Source organism: Streptomonospora sp. PA3 (assembly GCF_009728995.1).
Classification (GTDB): Bacteria; Actinomycetota; Actinomycetes; order Streptosporangiales; family Streptosporangiaceae; genus Streptomonospora.
Genome location: NZ_VTZW01000016.1, coordinates 221,853 through 240,611, shown reverse-complemented (window position 1 = coordinate 240,611; position 18,759 = coordinate 221,853). Strand labels below are relative to the sequence as shown.

14 protein-coding genes are annotated in these 18,759 nt (G+C 75.2%); 7 read left to right on the top strand and 7 right to left on the bottom strand.

Features of this window, described 5'->3' with window-relative positions:
- Nucleotides 1-65: 65 nt before the first annotated feature.
- Nucleotides 66-1,286 (bottom strand): MFS transporter, encoded by a 1,221-nt coding sequence (locus FZ103_RS17540; protein WP_156002569.1) that lies wholly within the window; start codon nucleotides 1,284-1,286, stop codon nucleotides 66-68.
- A 148-nt stretch (nucleotides 1,287-1,434) separates the two neighbouring features.
- Nucleotides 1,435-2,262, bottom strand: coding sequence for an SAM-dependent methyltransferase (locus FZ103_RS17535; protein WP_156002568.1), 828 nt, complete (start codon nucleotides 2,260-2,262; stop codon nucleotides 1,435-1,437).
- A 322-nt stretch (nucleotides 2,263-2,584) separates the two neighbouring features.
- Between FZ103_RS17535 and FZ103_RS17530 the strand changes: the two genes are divergently transcribed.
- The 3 genes from FZ103_RS17530 to FZ103_RS17520 all read left to right on the top strand — a co-directional run bounded on the left by FZ103_RS17530 (nucleotide 2,585) and on the right by FZ103_RS17520 (nucleotide 6,297).
- Nucleotides 2,585-3,826, top strand: coding sequence for a phosphatidylserine/phosphatidylglycerophosphate/cardiolipin synthase family protein (locus FZ103_RS17530; protein WP_156002567.1), 1,242 nt, complete (start codon nucleotides 2,585-2,587; stop codon nucleotides 3,824-3,826).
- Nucleotides 3,827-3,923: 97 nt separating this feature from the next.
- Nucleotides 3,924-5,564: a sensor histidine kinase gene (locus FZ103_RS17525; protein ID WP_156002566.1), complete on the top strand. Its 1,641-nt coding sequence runs from the start codon at nucleotides 3,924-3,926 to the stop codon at nucleotides 5,562-5,564.
- A 73-nt stretch (nucleotides 5,565-5,637) separates the two neighbouring features.
- Nucleotides 5,638-6,297: a response regulator transcription factor gene (locus FZ103_RS17520; RefSeq protein WP_156002565.1), complete on the top strand. Its 660-nt coding sequence runs from the start codon at nucleotides 5,638-5,640 to the stop codon at nucleotides 6,295-6,297.
- A gap of 206 nt (nucleotides 6,298-6,503) precedes the next feature.
- Here the strand turns inward: FZ103_RS17520 and FZ103_RS17515 are convergent, their stop codons facing one another.
- Complete coding sequence (locus tag FZ103_RS17515) at nucleotides 6,504-7,295, bottom strand: ABC transporter permease (protein WP_156002564.1); 792 nt, start codon at nucleotides 7,293-7,295, stop codon at nucleotides 6,504-6,506.
- Nucleotides 7,296-7,297: 2 nt separating this feature from the next.
- The gene (locus tag FZ103_RS17510; RefSeq protein WP_186356452.1) at nucleotides 7,298-8,257 is read right to left on the bottom strand and encodes an ATP-binding cassette domain-containing protein; all 960 of its coding nucleotides are present in this window, start codon (nucleotides 8,255-8,257) and stop codon (nucleotides 7,298-7,300) included.
- 189 nt (nucleotides 8,258-8,446) lie between these two features.
- On the opposite strand from FZ103_RS17510, the gene FZ103_RS17505 reads away from it, so the two are divergent.
- From FZ103_RS17505 to FZ103_RS17495, 3 genes are all read left to right on the top strand, one after another.
- Nucleotides 8,447-10,105: a histidine kinase gene (locus FZ103_RS17505; RefSeq protein ID WP_156002563.1), complete on the top strand. Its 1,659-nt coding sequence runs from the start codon at nucleotides 8,447-8,449 to the stop codon at nucleotides 10,103-10,105.
- Between the two features lie 88 nt (nucleotides 10,106-10,193).
- Nucleotides 10,194-10,880 (top strand): response regulator transcription factor, encoded by a 687-nt coding sequence (locus FZ103_RS17500; RefSeq protein ID WP_186356451.1) that lies wholly within the window; start codon nucleotides 10,194-10,196, stop codon nucleotides 10,878-10,880.
- Nucleotides 10,881-10,974: 94 nt separating this feature from the next.
- The gene (locus tag FZ103_RS17495) at nucleotides 10,975-12,270 is read left to right on the top strand and encodes an alpha/beta hydrolase (protein WP_156002562.1); all 1,296 of its coding nucleotides are present in this window, start codon (nucleotides 10,975-10,977) and stop codon (nucleotides 12,268-12,270) included.
- Nucleotides 12,271-12,332: 62 nt separating this feature from the next.
- Here FZ103_RS17495 and FZ103_RS17490 read toward each other — a convergent pair whose 3' ends face one another.
- The 3 genes from FZ103_RS17490 to FZ103_RS17480 all read right to left on the bottom strand — a co-directional run bounded on the left by FZ103_RS17490 (nucleotide 12,333) and on the right by FZ103_RS17480 (nucleotide 16,108).
- Nucleotides 12,333-13,175 carry an ABC transporter permease gene (locus tag FZ103_RS17490; RefSeq protein WP_343233580.1) on the bottom strand — a complete coding sequence of 281 codons (843 nt, stop codon included), beginning with the start codon at nucleotides 13,173-13,175 and terminating at the stop codon, nucleotides 12,333-12,335.
- On the bottom strand, nucleotides 13,172-14,146 hold the full coding sequence (locus FZ103_RS17485; RefSeq protein WP_186356450.1) for an ATP-binding cassette domain-containing protein: 975 nt from the start codon (nucleotides 14,144-14,146) through the stop codon (nucleotides 13,172-13,174). The genes FZ103_RS17490 and FZ103_RS17485 overlap by 4 nt, the downstream gene beginning before the upstream one ends.
- 135 nt (nucleotides 14,147-14,281) lie before the next feature.
- Nucleotides 14,282-16,108 carry a glycoside hydrolase family 15 protein gene (locus tag FZ103_RS17480; protein ID WP_186356449.1) on the bottom strand — a complete coding sequence of 609 codons (1,827 nt, stop codon included), beginning with the start codon at nucleotides 16,106-16,108 and terminating at the stop codon, nucleotides 14,282-14,284.
- Nucleotides 16,109-16,497: 389 nt separating this feature from the next.
- Between FZ103_RS17480 and FZ103_RS17475 the strand changes: the two genes are divergently transcribed.
- Nucleotides 16,498-18,720: a fibronectin type III domain-containing protein gene (locus tag FZ103_RS17475; protein WP_156002561.1), complete on the top strand. Its 2,223-nt coding sequence runs from the start codon at nucleotides 16,498-16,500 to the stop codon at nucleotides 18,718-18,720.
- The last annotated feature ends 39 nt before the right edge of the window (nucleotides 18,721-18,759 follow it).

Genomic DNA, 18,759 nt, shown 5'->3' with positions numbered 1-18,759 from the left:
GCGCCCTGAACAGCATCCCCCGCCCCTGTTCGATTCCGCCCCGACCCCCCGCCGTCCGGTTGCGGTCACCCCCTTCCGCGGCGCAGGGCCCCGGCCGCCGCCAGGAATGCGAGCGAGGCCAGGGCGAACAGAGCCGCGGGCCCCAGCCACACCGATCCCAGCGCGTAGGCCGCGAAGGTCAGCACGGTCACCGCCTCGGTGCCCAAGCCGGCCAACGAGGAGACGGTCGCCCGCGCGTCCTCGCCCACGCTGTCCTGCAGTCTGGCCTCGGCCGCCGCCCCCGCCCACTCGGTCACACCGAGGGACACCGCCAGCAGCAGCAGACCGGCGGGCCGGCCCGCGAGCGCGCCTGCGGCCATGCAGCCGGCGGCGACCGCCAGCGCCGGTGCCAAGAGCCGGGTATGGCGCCCGGCGAGCCAGCCGCCGACGACGGCGCCGGCCGATACCGCCAGCAGGGCCAGCGGGACGGCGGGTGTGCCCAGCCCGGCCGAACGCGCCAGGAGGGGGACGTACTCGTCCATGGCCCCGGAGACGCCGATCAGCCCGGCGAGCAGCAGGAGGGCCCGGCGCGCGGACCGGGAGCCGCGGACCTCGGCCAGGGCGCCGCCGCCCACCGCCAGCGCCGAGGCGGCGGCTGTGCGCAGCGAACGCATCGCGCCGCCGCCGTGCCCGCCCGATGCCCGGTCGCGGTGCCGGGCCCCGCGCTCGCGGTCGCCTCCGGTCGGCAGCGCCCGGCCGGCCAGCGCGCACAGCAGGGCCGCCAGTACGCTCGCGGTCCCGGCCGCTGTGTAGCCGCCCCAGGCGAGCACGGGCACCGCCAGGACCGAGGCGGCCATCACGCCCGTGGTGGCGGCGGCGCGGGAGCGCCCGATGAGGCGGGTGTAGGTCTGCGACACCCACGCGGCGCGGCGCGGCGCACCCGCCTCGGCGGACGTCGGCGCGGTGGCGGCGGGGCCGCCGCGCGGGCTGCGGCGGGCGCCGATGCGGACGAGTTCGGTGTAGACCAGCGCTTCCAGCGCGCCCGAGCGCATCGCCGAGCCGGCGCCCCAGAGCACGAAACCCGCGGCGAAGGCGGGGTAGGCGGGCGCGAAGGTGCACAGCGCGAAGCCGGCCGCGCCCAGCAGCGGCCCCAGGGCCGCAAGGGCGCGGCGCGAGCAGAGGTCGGCCAGCACGCCGGAGGGGACCTCCAGCAGGATCCCGGTCGCCGACCACAGCACGAACAGCGAGGAGATCTGCGCGGGACCGAGGCCGGTGTCGGCGAACAGCAGCGCGTAGACCGGGTACAGGAGGACGAGGTCCTCCAGGAACGTGTAGGCGTAGAGCCTGCGGGCGAGCCGGGATTCGGGCGCGGATCAATGTCGCTTCTGCATACCGGCAAGGCTAGCGCGGGCGGGGCCGGGGCGCACGGGCTTATCGGCAGGACCGGCCGCCGCCTCAGGGCTTGCGCGCCACCGCGCACAGCTGGGAGACGTCGCGGTCGGCGTAGAGCGTGCCCGCGGTAGGCCGCCAGCGCGAGGCGGGGACGACTCCCGGCTCCAGTGGCTCCAGGCCGTCGAGGAGAGCGGCGACCTCCGTGCGGTTGCGCGCCCGCATCTCGGCCGGGTTGGCCGAGTTCCAGATCCGCAGCAGCTCGGCCATGCCCTCGGGGTCGTAGTCGGCTGTGGGGTGGCCGATCACCAGGTGGCTGCCCGAGGGCAGCGCGCCCATCAGCTCGCCGACGATGGAGCGCGCCTCGTCGGCGCCGATGACGTAGTTGAGGATGCCCAGCATCATCAGCCCGACCGGCCGCGTGAAGTCCAGCGTCCGGGCCGCCTCGCGCAGTACGGTCCCCGGGTCGTGGACGTCGGCGCTGACGTAGTCGGTGGCGCCCTCGGGCGTACCCACCAGCAGGGCCTGGGCGTGCACGAGCACCAGCGGGTCGTTGTCGACGTAGACGACCCTGCTCTCGGGCGCCAGGCGCTGGGCGACCTCGTGGGTGTTGTCCGCGGTCGGCAGGCCGGTGCCCAGGTCGAGGAACTGGCGGAGGCCGGCCTCGCGGACCAGGTAGGTCACCGCACGCTGCAGGAACTCCCGGTCGGCGCGGGCGCTGACGATCACGTCGGGCATCATCGCGCGCAGTTGCTCGCCGACCTCGCGGTCGACGGCGTAGTTGTCCTTGCCGCCCAGCCAGTGGTTCCACACCCGCGCCGAGTGCGGCACCGACGTGTCGAGTTCGGGCCGGTCGGTGGAGGACGCGCCGCCGGCGCCGGGGGAGTGGCTCATGGTTCAGCTCTCTATCGGACTTTTCCGGCATTCTACGATGGCGGGGCATTCGGGCGGATGGGGGACGCCTCCGGCGCGGCCCGTCCGGCTGTCGGCGCCGCAGCGGCCGTCGACGGAGGGCCGGGCGGATGCGAGCCCGCCGCGGCGCCGCGACCGGTGCCGCCCCGTGCGGGGCGCGCGGAAGTCCGTCCCGCCGCGCGTCAACCGGCCGCGATACGGTTAATGGTCCACAATGCCGCGATCGACACCGCCTGCCGCCGGACGTCGCGCACCGGCCGCCCGCCGGCGCGGGACAGGGGGAACCCGGACTGGAGACAGCACGATGCCGCGAAAACGCCTGTCGGTGGCCACCGTGCTCCTGCGCGGGCTGCTGGGCTTCCTGGGCACCCAGCTCGCCGTGGTCATCGGCCTCGTCGCCGTCAACCAGTGGCGCAAGCGGGTCCGCCCCCGGCGCGCCGACTTCCCCCGCACACCGCCCAAGACCGTGCCGGTGGGGGCGAGCGAGTTCACCGTCTACACCTACGGCGAGGACCTCTACCGCGACATGCTGGAGGCGATCCGCGGCGCCCGCCACCGCATCATGTTCGAGTCCTTCATCGTCAAGGGCGACGCCACCGGGCGCCGGTTCAAGCGGGCGCTGATCGAGGCGGCAGACCGCGGCGTCGAGGTCTACTTCCTCTACGACTCCTTCGCCAACCTGGTCGTTCCCCGTAAGTTCTTCCGGTTCCCGCCCGGCATCCACGTCCTGGCCTATCCGCTGCTGCGGCCGGGCATCCTGCTGCTGGACATCCGCAAATCCGGACGCGCCCACCGCAAGATCCTCACCGTCGACGGCGAGGTCGGCTTCGTCGGCGGCTACAACGTCGGTTCCGTCTACGCCACGCAGTGGCGCGACACCCACCTGCGCCTGGCGGGTCCGGCGGTGTGGGAACTGGAGAACGCCTTCCGCGACTTCTGGAACATGCTGTGCGGCGAGGACCAGCCGCGCATCGCCGACACCGGCACCCCGGAGTGGTCCCCGGCGATCCGCGCCCACCGCAACGTGCCCGAGCTGCTGATCTACCCCATCCGCGGCATGTACCTGGAGGCCATCGACAGGGCGCGCGAGCACATCTACATCACCCAGGCCTACTTCATCCCCGACAAGGAGATCCTGCACGCCCTGATCGACGCGGCCCGGCGCGGCGTCGACGTGCGGATCCTCATGCCCGAGACCTCCAACCACGTCGTGGCCGACTGGATATCGCGCGGCTTCTACGGCGAACTGCTGCGCGGCGGCGTGAAGCTGTGCCTGTACCAGAACGCCATGGTGCACGCCAAGACCGCCACCATCGACGGGCGCTGGTCGACGATCGGCACCGCCAACGTCGACCGCCTCAGCCTCACGGGCAACTACGAGATCAACATCGAGGTCTTCGACCCCGACCTGGCAGCGCACCTGGAGCGCGTCTTCGCCAAGGACTCCACCAACGCCCGGCGGCTCACCCCACAGGAGTGGGCGGGGCGCCCCCTGGTGGCGAAGCTGTGCGAGTCGCTGCTGATGCCGCTGCGCCCGCTGCTGTGAGCGGCGCCTTCTGCGCTCGGCACGGCACCTGCGACCAGGGGCGGCCACCACTTTCGGCAGTGCCGGGGCCCACTGCGGGCGCGGTACCGTCGGCGGCATGAGACAGCCGGGTGCGGCCGCCGCGCGCGCGGGCGGCGAGCTGCTGCGTCCGCTCAGCGGCCGTCCGACTCCCCGCACCGTCGCCCTCGACCTGCTGCTGTGGGCCGTGCTGTGCGTACCGGTGCTGATGGGGCTGGCGGCGGCCCTCGACGGAGTCGAGTCCGCGGTCGTGGAGTCGCCCCTGGATGCGGCCGCCACGATGGCCCTGCTGGCCGCCGCGGTCGCGCTGAGCCGCCCCTATCCGCTGGCCGCCGCCGTGCTGGCGCTGGTGGTTGCGGAGCTGATGGCTCCCGGGGCGGCGTTCGCCGTCACCGTGCTGTGCTACCTGCTGGGCCGGCGGGACGCCCGGGTGTGGCCGGCGGCGGCGGCGTGCGCGGCGGGCGCCGTCTGGCTGAGCGCGGTGGTGATCGCAGCGCCGGAACTGGCGCTGGACGTACCGGGGATGCTGATCACCTACGTGTTCAGCATCGTCCTGCCGTGGATGGTCGGCAGCTACCGGCGCCAGCGCAGGAACCTCGACGAGGCAGGCTGGGAACGGGCGCGCCGGCTGGAGCGCGAGCAGCGCATCGCCGCCGAGGAGGCGCGGTTGCGGGAGCGTTCGCGCATCGCCCAGGACATGCACGACTCGCTGGGCCACGAGCTCAGCCTGATCGCGCTGCGGGCCGGAGCCCTGGAGCTGGCCTCCGACATGGCGGAGCGGCACCGCGCCGCGGCGGGGGAGCTGCGCGAAAGCGCCACGGCGGCCACCGAGCGGCTGCGCGAGATCGTCGGCGTGCTGCGCGAGTCCGGTCAGGCCGCGCCGACCGCGCCCGCCGGCGAGGGGATCGCCGAGGTGGTCGAACGCGCCCGCCGCTCCGGCGTCGACGTGGTGCTGGAGCGCTCCGGGACCTGGGAGGGCATCGCACCCATGGTCGACCGGGCCGCCTACCGGGTCGTCCAGGAGGGGCTGACCAACGCCACCCGGCACGCGCCCGGCGCGCCGGTGCGCATCCGGCTGGAGCGCCCGGCAGGCGAGGTCGCCGTCACGGTTTCCAACGGCGCGCCGCGCTGGGAGCCGTCCCGCGGGCGCGACGCCGCCGGCGGCGGAAGCGGTCTCATCGGGCTCGGCGAACGGGTACGGCTGGCCGGGGGCACGCTGGAGGCCGGCGAGCGCGGCGAGGGGTTCGCGGTCACCGCGCGCTTCCCGGCCGAGGGCGCCCGAGCCGCCGCGCCCGGCGCCGAGGAGGCCGGCGGACCGCCCGCGGCCGACGAGCACCGGCGCGCCGCGGGGCGCCGGCTGCGCCGGCGCACGGTGCGGATGGCCGTCGCGGGCGTGCTGCTGGTGGCTCTGGCGATCGGCGCCGCCGGAGCCAGCACCTACCTGCGCCTGGCCGCCACGACCTTGGACCCCGCCGAGTACGCGGCTCTGCGCGTGGGAACCCCGCAGGAGGAGGTCGAGCCGCTGCTGCCCTGGCGGGAGTACGAATACGCCGACGACACCAGCGCCGCGGCCGACCGCTACGACTGCCGCTACTACCGCTCCGGCACCGGTCTTCCCACCGGCGACTACAGCATCTACCGCCTGTGCTTCGGCGGCGGCGAGCTGGTGTCCAAGGAGTCGCTGCCGGAGCTGGGCCCCTACCCGGACGCCGAGGCGTGAGGGCCCGGCGTCGGGCCCCGCGGCGAGGCGGGCGCGAACGGGAGATCCGGTGGAGGAAAGGACGTGGGCCCCGATGACCCGGGTGCTGCTGGCCGACGACGAGGCGATGATCCGGGCGGGCGTGCGGGCCATCCTGGACACCGACGCGGGGATCGAGGTGGTGGCCGAGGCCGCCGACGGCCGCGAGGCCATCGAGCTGACCCGCTCGCACCGCCCCGACGTGGCACTCATCGACATCCGCATGCCCCGCCTCGACGGGCTCAGCGCGGCCGCCGAGATCCGCCGCGAGCGGCTCCCGACCGCCGTGGTCATCCTGACCACCTTCGACGAGGACGCCTACATCTCCCGCGCGCTGAGCGAGGGCGCGGCGGGCTTCCTGCTCAAGGCGGGAGACCCCCGCGAGCTGCTCGCGGGGGTGCACGCGGTCGCCGACGGCGCCGCCTACCTGGCGCCGCGGGTGGCCCGCCATGTCATCGACGAGCTCAGCGGCGGCCGGATGGGCCGCGGCGCCGATGCCCGCGCCCGCGTCGCGGAGCTGACCGAGCGCGAACGCGACGTGCTGGCGCTGGTGGGGGAAGGGCTGTCCAACGCCGAGATCGCCCGCCGCCTTTACCTGGTGGAGGGCACGGTCAAGAGCTACGTCAGCGCGATCCTGAACCGGCTGGACATGCGCAACCGCGTGCAGGCGGCGATCCTCGCCTACGAGGCCGGCCTGGTCGACACCGGAGCCTGATTCCGGGCTGGGGCGCGTCCGACGTCCTCGCGGGCCGCGGGGCGCATGCACGGGCGGCGACCGCTGCCTTCTCGCCGGCCCGCCGGCCCGCTCGCGCGGACCGGCGGAGCCATGCGGGATGCCCTGGCGGCGCTGCGCGGGCGCACGCATCGGCGGTCCGCCTCCCGCGAGGCGGACCGCCGGCAGATGTGTTCGGCTGCCGCTGCTCAGGCGTCGCGCCTGCTCAGCACGGCATAGCCCGCGGCCAGCGCCAGCGCGGCCCAGCCGGCCAGCAGCAGCGCGCCGGTGCCCCAGCCGTAGGGGTTGTCCACGCCGATCATCAGCGGCATCCCGGCCGTGGCGGGCAGGTGGTCCACGATCCGCGTGACCGTCTCGTCGCCGATCATCTGGCTGATCATCGGGATCGCCATCAGCACCGCGACGGCGGTGGTGATGGCGCCCGCCGTGCTGCGCATCACCAGGCCCAGGCCCAGCGTGAACAGCGAGACGGCCAGCAGGTAGCCGGCGGTTCCCACGGTGCCGTGCACCACGTAGGCCGTCTCGAAGACCGCGGCGTCGCCGAACACCCCCGCGGTCGCGGCGATGGACGACGCGCCGGCCACCAGCCCCGTCACCGACACCGCGACCGCCAGGACCGCGGCCTTGGCCAGCAGCATGCGGGCGCGGTCGGGCACCGTCGTCAGGGTGGTGCGCATCGCTCCGGTCGCGTACTCGCCGGTCACCGTCAGCGCGGCCACGGCCACCAGCGCGAACTGGCTCAGCAGCACAGACGTGGTCGCCAGCGCGTTGACGGGCAGGGTCTCGGTGCTGTCGCCGGCGTTCAGCGCCAGCGCAGCCAGCAGCGCCGTGCCTCCGGTGGCCAGCACCGCCACGGCCAGGCACAGCCAGGTCGAGCGCAGGCCCCACAGCTTGGTCCACTCCGCCGCGATGGCGCCGGGCAGCCCGCCGCCCGCGGCCTGCCGCGGCGCGGGGCGCCGCTCGTGTGTCGTCGCTGCCATGGTCACACCCGCTCCTTCTCGCCGATACCGGCCGCCGAATCCCCGCCGGCGCCGGGCGCCGCGGGGGCCGCGAACTCCACGCTGGAGGCCGTCAGCTCCATGTAGGCCTGCTCCAGCGACGCCGCGCGCGGGCTGAGTTCGTTGATCCGCACGCCGGCCTGGTAGGCCACACCGCCGACGCGGTCCAGGTCCCCGCCCGTCACGATCAGCTCGTCGCCGCCGCGGCGCTCCACCCGCATCCCGGCCACCAGCAGCTGCTGCTCCAGCTCGTCGGGCTGGGGAGTGCGCACCCGCACCGCCGTCAGGGAACTGGCGTCGATGAGCTCGGCGATCGGGGCGTCGGCGATAAGCCGGCCCTTGCCGATGACCACCAGGTGGTCGGCCGTCGTCTGCATCTCGCTCATCAGATGGCTGGAGACGAACACGGTGCGGCCCTCGGCCGCCAGCGACCGCATCAGCCCGCGGACCCACCGGACGCCGTCGGGGTCGAGGCCGTTGACGGGCTCGTCGAACATCAGGATGTCCGGATCGCCCAGCAGCGCGCCGGCGATGCCCAGCCGCTGGCCCATGCCCAGCGAGAACTTTCCGGCCCGGCGATCGGCGACCTCCGCCAGGCCCACGGTCTCCAGCACCTCGCCGACGCGGCGCAGCGGGATCCCGTTGCTGCGCGCCATCGCGGTGAGGTGGTTGCGGGCGGTGCGGCCGGGGTGCACGGCCTTGGCGTCCAGCAGCGCGCCGACCCGGCGCATGGGGTGGCGCAGCTGTGCGTAGGGCACGCCGTCGACCAGCGCCCGGCCGGCCGTGGGGCGGTCCAGCCCCAGCACCATGCGCATCGTCGTCGACTTCCCCGCCCCGTTGGGGCCGAGGAATCCGGTCACCTTACCGGGGGCGAGCTCGACGGAGAGCCGGTCCACCACCACCTTGTCCCCGTAGCGTTTGGTCAGTTCCCGCAGGCTTATCACGGCGGTCTCCTCGTTCTGGTTTCGAGTACGCCGCCGACACTAGGAACCGGCGGCCGGGCCGGGCAGTGCGCGAACGGCACCCGCCGGCACCGACTTTCGGCAGTAGGGGCCCACGACGTGCGGCGGGGATCCGCGGCGGTGCGCCCGCGCAGGGGCCGAAAAGGGAGGGCGCACCCTACGCTGGCGGGTATGCGGGAGCGGTGGACACGCCGGAGACTGGTGCCGGGGCGGCGCGCGGCGGGCGACGCCGTGCTGTGGGGATGCTGCGCGGGGCTGATCGCCCTTGAGGCGTCCGACGTGCGCGCCGCGCCCGCCGCCGAGACCGCGGCCATGGCGGTGCTGCTCGCAGCCGCCTTCGCGCTGCGGCGCCGGCGGCCCTTCACCGCGCTCGGCCTGGCGCTGGGGGCGGCGGTCGTCCAGGCCGCCGTCATCGCCCTCACGCCCGCCTCGACCATGCTCGCGGCCTACCTGGTGCCCTGCGCGGTGCTGGCCTTCTCCGCCGGGCGGCGCCGCGAGCAGAACGCTCCCGTGGTCGCGATGTGCTCCGCCGCTGCGCTGGCCACTCTGGCGGTCCTCGGCCTGACGTGGGTCCGCATGGGCGACCTCCGCGAGGCGCTCTCCGGCCTCACCGACTGGGCCGGGAGCGTCGCGGTGCTGGCGGCGGTCGTGGTCGCCCCCTGGCTGGCGGGCCGCTACTGGCGGCGCCACGCCGAGCTGCGCACCGCCGGCTGGGCGATCGCCGAGCGGATGGAGCGCGCCCGCGAGCTGGACGCCGAACGCGCCCGGCTGCGCGAGCGCTCCCGCATCGCCACCGAGATGCACGACTCCCTGGGGCATGAGCTGGCGCTGATCGCGGTGCGCGCCGCCGCGCTGGAGATGGCGCACGAGGGCGGCGCCCGCGAGGAGGCCGCCGCGCTGCGTACGGCCGCGCACGGGGCGACGCTGCGCCTGCGCGAGATCATCGGAATGCTGCGTCAGGACGCGCAGCAGCCGGAACCGGGGGAGCCGGCGGCGGTCGCCGAGGACGCCGCGGCGCTGGTCGACCGGGCGGTGCGCGCGGGGCTGGATGTGCGGCTGCTGCGCGAGGGCCCCGACCCCGATCCCGCATCGCCGGCCGGCCGGGCGGTGCACCGCGTCGTCCAGGAGGCGCTGACCAACGCGGCCCGGTACGCCCCCGGAGCCGCGGTGACCGTGCGCGTGGCCCGCGCACGGGACGCCACCACCGTCGAGGTGGCGGACAGCGGAGGCGCCGGCGGCGCCCCGCGCGCACCCGAGACCGGCGGCGGCACCGGTCTGGCGGGACTGCGCTCGCTCGTGGAAGGCATGGGCGGCGGCTTCAGCGCCGGCGCGGGGGCGCACCCCGGCGGAGACGACGGTGCCGGGGCGGTCGGCGGCGAGGCACGCGGGTTCACCGTCTCCGCGCGCATTCCCGACGCCGGCGGGGAGCCGCCCGCCGCCGCGCCCGGCGGGACGGAGACCGCCCGCCGACTGCGGGCGGCGCGCCGCAGCGCCCGGCGGTGGCTCGTGACGGCGCTGGCGGTCCCGGCGGGACTGGCCGGGGGTACCGTCGCGGCCGGGTTCGCGGCGCTCTGGTACGTCGGGGCCAACTCGGTGCTACCCGCGGACGACTACGCGCGGCTGAGCGTGGGGCAGGACCGCGCCGCCGTCGAACGCGTGCTGCCCCGCTTCGACTATCCGGCGCGCGAGGTGGCCGACCCGCCGCCGGCGCCGGCCGGTTCGACGTGCCGCTTCTACCTGGTGGAGTGGGAGAACGGGCTGCCGCCGGTCTACCGGTTGTGCTTCTCCGGCGGGCGGCTGGCGGCCAAGGACACGATCGTCCGCACATGAGCGGCCGCGCAGCGCCCGCCCGCAGCGGGTGGGCCCCGATAGGCTGCCCGCGGTCGCGCGCCCGGGCGCGAGGGAAGGAGGCGTGCCGGTGATCCGCATCGTGCTGGCCGACGACGAGACGATGGTCCGCGCCGGCATGCGCGCCATCCTCGCCGCCGACCCCGGTATCGACGTGGTCGGCGAGGCCGCCGACGGCGCCGAGGCCGTCGCGCTGGTCGCCGAGCACCGCCCCGACATCGCGCTGCTCGACGTGCAGATGCCCGGCACCGGCGGACTGGAGGCCACCGCCGCCATCACCGCGCACCACCCCGGCACGGCCGTCGTCATCCTGACCACCTTCTCCGAGGACGCCTACATCGCGCGGGCGCTGAGCAGCGGCGCGAGCGGGTTCGTGCTCAAGACGGGCGACCCGCGAGACCTGGTCGCCGGGCTGCACGCCGTGGCCGCGGGCGGCGCCTGCCTCTCCCCGGAGGTCGCCCACCGGCTGATCACCGAACTCGCCGGCAGCGGCACCGGCGGCCGGATGTCGCGCGGCGCGCTCGCCCGCGAGCGGACCGCCCGCCTCTCGGACCGCGAGCGCGGCGTCCTGGCCCTCATCGGGGAGGGCCTGTCCAACGAGGAGATCGCCCGGCGGCTGGGGATCGTCCCCGGCACGGTCAAGGTGCACGTCGGGTCCATCCTGGCCAAGCTGGACGTGCGCAACCGCGTGCAGGCCGCGATCCTCGCCTACGAGGCCGGCCTCGTCGCGGGCGGGCCCTTCTCCGCCGCCGAGTGACCCCCGATGCCCCGTCCGCTATGCCCAAAGGGATAGCCGGCGGCCGACCTGCGGTCCATGCGCGCGCGCCCGGCCCGGGGCGAGGATTCCGGGCATGCCGACATCACAAGCATCCTCCCCGGCCCGCCGCCGCGCGGCCGCCTACACCGCTGCCGCCGCCGTCCTCGCCGCCTGCTGCGCGACCCCCGGCGCCCTCGCGGCCGTCACCGGACCCGACCCGATCCTGCTGCGCCCGCCCGAACCCACCGGACCCTACGCGGTCGGCCGCGCCGATTGGCACCTGGTCGACGAGAGCCGCGGCCACCCCTGGGTGGAGGACGCCGAGCAGCGGGACCTCATGGTCTCGGTCTGGTACCCGGCCGAGGAGGGCGGAGGCGAGCGCGCGCCCTACATGTCCGGCGCCGTCGCCGACGTCATGGCCGGACGGCTGGAGCAGGCCGGCCTGTCCCGCGGCTCGGTGGACTTCGCCGGTTCGGCGGCCAACGCGCGCATCGGCGCCGACGTGGCCCGGGGGGCCGGGAGACTGCCCGTCCTGCTGTACTCCCACGGGTTCAACCAGTCCCGGTACCAGGCCACCGCGCAACTGGAGGAGCTGGCGAGCCGGGGCTATGCGGTGGTCGCCATGGACCACCCCTACGAGGCCGAGGCCGTCGAGCTGCCCAGCGGGCGCATCCTCCGGGAGTCCGCCCCCGAACTCGGCGCGGACGCCTACCGGACCGCGGTCGCCACGCGCGTCGCCGACACGGGCTTCGTCCTGGACACCCTGGAGCACATCGCCGATGGCGGCGACCCGGCCGCGGGCGGGCACCCGCTGCCCCAGGGCCTCGGCGCCGCCCTGGACCTGTCGGCGATCGGCATGTTCGGCCACTCCGCCGGGGGGCTCACCACGGCCGAGGCGATGCTCGGAGACGACCGCATCGACGCCGGCGCCGGCCTCGACGGCAGCATGGCCTACCACGTCGGCGACGGCACGTGGGCCGACGCCGCCGTCGAAGGCGTCGACCGGCCCTTCATGATCATGGGCGCCGGCACGTCGGGGGTGCCGCCCCGGCCGCACACCAGCGAGCACTCCCCGGACTGGCGGATGTTCCGCGAGAACTCCACCGGCCCGTACGTCGAGCTCTACCTCGCCCGCGGCGAGCACATGAGCTTCATCGACACCCGGTGGACCGCCGCGCAGATCGAGGCGCGGCTGGACCCCCGCGGCCGCGCGTGGCAGGACCGCGTCGCCGCCTCCGTAGGCACCGGCGACAGCGGGGACAGCGTCGCGGCGCAGCGCGCCTACCTTGCGGCGTTCTTCGACGAGTACCTGCGCGGCCGGGAGCGGCCGCTGCTCGACGGGCCGTCTGCGCGGCACACCGCGGTTGAGCTCGTCCACCGGCGGGAGTGATCCGCTTCGCGGCCGCACGGCGCGGCCCGGGCGCAGGCGGGCCGGGCCGCGCGGGGCTGCGATCAGGCGTCGCGGACGCGCAGCTCGGTGTAGCCGGCGATCTGCGCGGCCGCGGCCCAGCCGAGCACGGTGACGATGTTGATCGGGCCGTCGTGCGGCGCCGTGTAGAAGCCGACGTCTCCGGCGGCGTAGACCTCGATCGCGGCCGCACCGGGCAGGTAGGCGGCCGCGTCGTTCAGCTCCTGCAGCCCGCTGAGCTGAAGCACCAGCGGAATCCCCAGCAGCAGCAGGAAGCCGGCGCCGATGGTGCCGGCCGTGCCGCGCATCGCGGTCCCCAACCCGACGAACAGTACGGCCAGCACCGCCATGCACGCCCCCGCACCCAGCACCGTGCCCAGCGCGTAGCCGGCATCCAGCGGCGCGTAGGACCCGACGACGCCCCACAGCACCCCGATACCCAGCGCCGTCATGCCCGCGCCCGCCGCGAAGGCCAGGCCGGCGGCGACCGCGGAGCGCGCCGCGAGGACCACGCCCCGCCTGGGCACCGCCTGCAGCGTCGTGGTGATGGCGCGGGTGGCGTACTCGCCGGTCGCCGCCAGCGCCGCGAGCGTGAGCACCGCGAACTGGACCAGGTAGAACACGCCCTGGGAGGTCAGCCGCGCGTAGGAGAACTCGCCGGCGGCGACGGGGTCCTCGGCGAACCGGTCGGCCGTGGAGACGCCCATCAGCAGCGCGAAGGCCGCCATCCCGGCCGCGCCCAGGCCCAGGCACCACCAGGTCGAGCGCAGCGAGGCGAGCTTGGTCCACTCCATGGCCAGGGCCCGGGCCAGCACCCGGGGCGTCGACGGCGCCGGAACCGGGGCATGGGCGGCGGTCCGGGCGGGAGGTGGGGATGCGGCGATCACGCGTGCTCCTTCGCTGCCGCGGTGGCGCGGCCGGGGCGGTCGCTCGCCCCGGCCGCGAACTCCTCGGCGGTCTCGGTGAGTTCGAGGTAGGCCCGCTCCAGCGACGCCTCCTCGCGGTAGAGGGTGTGCACCCGCACCCCGGCGGCGTGGGCGACGTCGCCCACCTGTTCGGGCGTGAGGCCGCGGACCAGCAGCTCGCCGCCCGCGCCGGGTTCCACCTCCACCTCCGGGGCGCGGTCCCCGCCGGCGCGCGCCGCGCCCAACCGCTCCGCCAGCAGGGCGGCGTCGGGCGTGCGCACCGCGGTCCGCGTGTGCGACCACGCCGCGATCACCTCGTCCATCGGCGCGTCGACCAGCAGCCGCCCGGCGGCGACGACCACCAGGTGGTCGGCCACCAGCTGCATCTCGCTCATCAGGTGGCTGGAGACGAAGACGGTGCGGCCCTCGCCGGCGAGGTCGCGCACCAGCCTGCGCACCCACAGCACACCGTCCATGTCCAGCCCGTTGACCGGTTCGTCGAACACCAGGGCCGCGGGATCGCCCAGCAGCGCGCCGGCGATGCCCAGCCGCTGGCGCATTCCCAGCGAGAACCCGCCGATGCGCTTGCGGGCCGCCTCCGCCAGCCCCACCGCCTCCAGCACCTCCGCGACGCGTGTGCGCGCCACCCCGCTGCCGCGCGCCAGGGCGAGCAGGTGTGCGCGGGCGCTGCGTCCGGGATGCACCGCCGAGGCGTCCAGCAGCGCGCCGACTTCGCGCGCCGGCTCGGGGATCGCTGCGTAGGGGCGGCCGCCGACCAGGGCCTCCCCGCAGGTCGGCCGGTCCAGGCCCAGCAGCACCCGCATCGTGGTCGACTTGCCCGCTCCGTTGGGCCCGAGGAACCCGGTCACCCGGCCGGGCGGGACCTCGAAGGTGAGGTCGTCGACGGCGGTCGTCCCGCCGTAGCGCTTGGTCAGATGGCGTACCGTCAGCACACTCGCGCCTCTCGTCGGTGTCGTCCTGCGACAAGCGACGCTAGGCGCGCTCACCCCGCGAGCGCATCGGCGGTTCGTCGCCGCCCGGCTATGCCCAACGGCATACCCGCGGGCCGCCGGCGGCCCGCGGCCGGCTCACTCCCACTCGGAGTCGGCCGGCCGGGACTCGGCGCGCTGCTCGATGGGCCCGTCGGGGTGCTGAAGGTGGATGGCGGTGTTGACCAGCGCGATGTGGGAGAGCGCCTGCGGGTAGTTGCCGAGCAGCCGTCCGGTCGACAGGGAGTACTCCTCGGAGAGCAGTCCCACGTCGTTGCACAGGTCCAGCATCCGCTCGAACAGCTCGCGCCCCTCGTCGACGCGGCCCTGCATGATCAGATTGTCGGCCAGCCAGAACGAGCACGGCAGGAACGCGCCCTCGCCCGGCGGCAGCGCGTCGACCTCGCGGCTCTGACTGCCCATGGAGTAGCGCTGCACGAACCCGTCCTGCTCCAGTTCGGCGCGGATCGCCTTGACCGTTCCCGTCATCCGCTCGTCGTCGGCCGGCAGGAACCCCACCGTGGACATCAGCAGCAGCGACGCATCCAGCGACGAGGAGCCGTAGTACTGCGTGAACGCGCCGCGCCGGGAATCGAAGCCCTTCTCGCACACGTCGTCGGAGATCTCCTGGCGCAGCCGCCGCCACCGGTCGACCGGGCCCTCCAGGCCGAACTCCTCGACCGCCTTGACGGCGCGGTCGGCGGCGGTCCAGGCCATCATCTTGGAGTGGGTGAACTGCCGCGGCGGCCCGCGCACCTCCCAGATCCCGTGGTCGGGATCGCGCCAGTGCTTCTCCAGGAACTCCATGAGCGCGCGCTGCAGCTCCCAGGCGGACTCGTCGGGCGGGATACCGGTGAGGCGGGCCTGGTGCAGCGCGTCCATCAGTTCGCCGTAGACGTCCAGCTGCCAGTGCCGCGACGCCTGGTTGCCGATGCGCACCGGGCGCGAGCCGGCATAGCCCGCCAGCCAGTCCAGCTCCATCTCGGGCAGGCGCCGCTCGCCTTCGATGCCGTACATGATCCGCATCTGCGCGGGCTCGCCGGCCACCGCGCGCAGCACCCACTCGCGCCACTCGGCGGCCTCTTCGTCGTAGCCGGAGTTCATCAGCGCCAGCAGGGTGAACGTGGCGTCGCGGATCCAGCAGAAGCGGTAGTCCCAGTTGCGCACCCCGCCCAGGTGCTCGGGCAGGGAGGTGGTGGGCGCAGCGACCGTGCCGCCGCTGGGGGAGAAGGTGAGTGCTTTGAGAGTGATCAGCGAGCGCACCACCTGGTCGCGGTAGGGGCCCCGGTAATGGCAGCGCTCGGCCCACTCGCGCCACCAGGCGTCGGTGCGTTCGATGGCTCGGCCGACGTCGACGCGCTCGGGCGCGGGCGCCCGCGAGGAGACCCACGCGAGGCGGAAGTCGACGTGCTCGCCCTCGCCGACGGTGAACTCCGTCCGGGGGCAGCTGTGGTCGCCGAGGTCGAACTCCACATCGGAGTCCAGGTAGAGGGTGTCGGGCCCGGCGACGTAGTGCAGGCGGCGCCCGTACTTGCGGGTCCAGGGGACGATGTCGCCGTAGTCGGGCCGCACGAGCGCCTCCGAGCGCATCCTGACCCGGCCCCGCAGCCCTTCGACGCGGCGGACGAGGTCGGGGTGCTCGTCGCGGACCGGCATGCAGTCGGTGATGCGCACGGCTCCGTCGTCGGTGCCGAACTCGGTCTCCAGCACCAGGCTGTCGGGGCGGTAGCGGCGCCCCAGCAGCCGGTGATCGCCGGTCGGGGCGATGCTCCAGTAGCCGTTGGAGGGCTCGCCCAGCAGTTCGGCGAAGCAGGAACCGGAGTCGAAGCGCGGCAGGCACAGCCAGTCGACGCTCCCGTTGTTGCCGATCAGCGCCGCGGTCTGGGTGTCGCCGATCAACGCATAGTCCTCGATGCGAAGTGGCACTCGGGCGATCCTCCTTCCATGGTTCTTCGGCGTCGCGGCCTTCCAACACCAGCATTCCCCCCAGACCCGGCCGCCTAGCGTGCCCGGCGGCACCCGTGCGCGCGGCCCGCAGCGGGGGCGGCCGGTACCGGCCACCTCCTCCACCCCTCACCCGGGCCCGCTGCCCCGGAGAGCGGAACCGTACCCCGCGATCGGCCGTCGTAGGGGCGGTCGTCCGCGGCACAGCGGGCGGATCGGCGGACCCCGCGGCGGGCTCCGGGCCTCCCGCTCCGGGTGCGCGGCGGCCGGATTCTCCGTACTATCGGGTCGAATTTCCCGCCGACCGCGCCGCCCGACGGCGCGGCCGCGACCACTGCGGGGGCGCGAACCGGGAAGGGGAATGTGAGACCGTGCGCAGGCGCATCATCGCGGCATGGGCACTGGCGCGGCGGTCCGCGTTCGCCGGGACGGCGCTGGCGCTGGCGGCCGCTCTCGGGTGCACCCTGCTGGGCGCCGGAGCCCTCGGCCAGGCGGTACGGCTCGCCGACGGCAACGTATGGCTGTGGAACAGCCCCGAAGGCCAGGTGGCCCGCACCAACCCGCACGACGGGCGGGTCGACCTCGTCACCAGGGTGCCCGAGTCCGCCGGGCACGACGTGCGCATCACCCAGACCGACGACCACCTCATCCTGCACGACCTCGACACCGGCCGCATGACCTCCATCGACCTGGCCACGCTCGCGTTCTCCGGCCGCGCCGACCTGAGCCCACAAGCAGATCTCACGGTGGCGCTCGACGGCGGCCGCGGCGTCATCGTCGACCGCGAGGCCGGCGAGGTCCGCGCGGTGGACCCGGCGACGCTCACCGCCACCGGCGAGGCGCTGAAACTGCCCGCCCCCCTGGCGGGCGGCAGGTTCGACGCGAACGGCACCCTGTGGGTCGGCTCGCCCAGCCAGGGCACTGTCACCGGGATCCGGGTCGGCGAGGGCAGCGCGCGCTCCGTCGAGACCGCCGAGGTCGCCGACCCGGGCGACGAGTTCGCCATGACGGTGCGCGACCAGGGCCCCCTGATCGCCAACCGCTCCGACGACACCATCGTCGAGGTACGCCACGGCGAGACCGCCGAAACCGAGTCCCCGGTCGACCTCGCCGACGCCGCACTGCCGCCGCGCACACCGGGCGACCTGGTCGCCGTCACCCTGCCCGGCGCCGGCCGCGTGCTGGCCCTGCCCGGCCCGCACGACGGCGGCACGCCGAGCGTGCTCGACGCCGGCGACGTCGGCTCCGGCGTCGCCGTGCCCTACGAGGGACGCGTGTACCTGCCCGGAGACGGCGGCCGGGTGCGGGTGTTCGAGTCCGACGGCACTGAAGCCGAGTCGATCAAGCTGGAGGACGCCGCCGGCCCGCTCGGCCTGGAGGTGCGCGAAGGCTTCCTGTTCGTCAACGCACCCGAGTCCGGTACCGCCCTGGTCATCGGCCCCTCGGGCGCGCCCTCCGAGGTCGACACCGGCGCGCCGCCCGGACCGGGCGGCCCCGCCGCCTCGCCCGCACCCGGCGACGGCGACGGCGGCGCCGGAGCCGGGGACCCGGGCACCGGCCCGCCGCAGCAGGGGCAGGGCCAGGGCCAGGGCGGACCGGCGCCGCCGCCCCCCGACGTCGACCCCGGCACCGAGCCCGAGCCCGGCACCGGTCCGGCGCTGCCCGAGCCGTCGGCGCCCCCCGCCGCCCCGGCCGATCCCGGCGGCGCCGGAACCGACCCGCTCGGCGGCGCCTACCAGGACAGCGGCCAGACCTCCGCGGGCACGCCGCCCGGCGCGCCGGTCCCCGTGTCGGCATCGGTGGACGAGGACGGCGTGACGGTCTCCTGGCAGCCGTCCTACTCCGCCGCGCCCGTCACCGAGTACGTCGTCAGCTGGGAGGACGGCAGCACCACCGTGCCCGGAGACCGGACCAGCGTGCTGCTGCCCGGACTGGAGGACGAGGGCCCCTACCGGTTCGAGGTCCAGGCCGTCAACGCCTACGGCTACAGCGCGGCCGCCGCCTCGCCCGAGGTCGCCGTCGGCGACGCGCCGCCCGCCCCCGAGGGGGTCTCCGCCGAAGCCACCGGCGCGCACACCGCCGAACTCGACTGGGACGCGGTCCCCGACGCCCGCGACTACGTCGTCTCCGCCGAGTCGGCGGCCGGCGGCGTGGTCGTGCGCTCCACCGACGGCACCGATATCGAGCTCACCGGGCTGGCCGCGGGGCAGACCTACACCTTCTCCGTCGCCGCCCGCGGCGAGGACGGCGTACGCGGGGCGCCGTCGGAGGCCGCACCCGTCGCCCTGCCGTTCCTGGACGGGCCCGAGGACGTCTGGTCCGCGGTCACCGAGCAGGGCGGCGTCAACGTCTACTGGAGCCCCGTGGAGGGCGCCGCCGAGTACGTCGTCGAACCGTCCGCACCCGGGCTGGAGGAGCGGAGCGTGCCCGCGGGGGAACCGGTGACCGTCGGCGGCGAGCCCTACCTCAGCACCGTCTACGGCGACGCCGGCGGCTGCAACGCCTTCGCGGTGCGCGCCGTCGACTCCCAAGGCAACACCAGCCTGCCGAGCACACCCGACGACCAGGGCAGATCCGCCTGCCGAGCCAGCTGACACCGGTCGGAGCAGACCGGACGAACGACCGAGGGACGA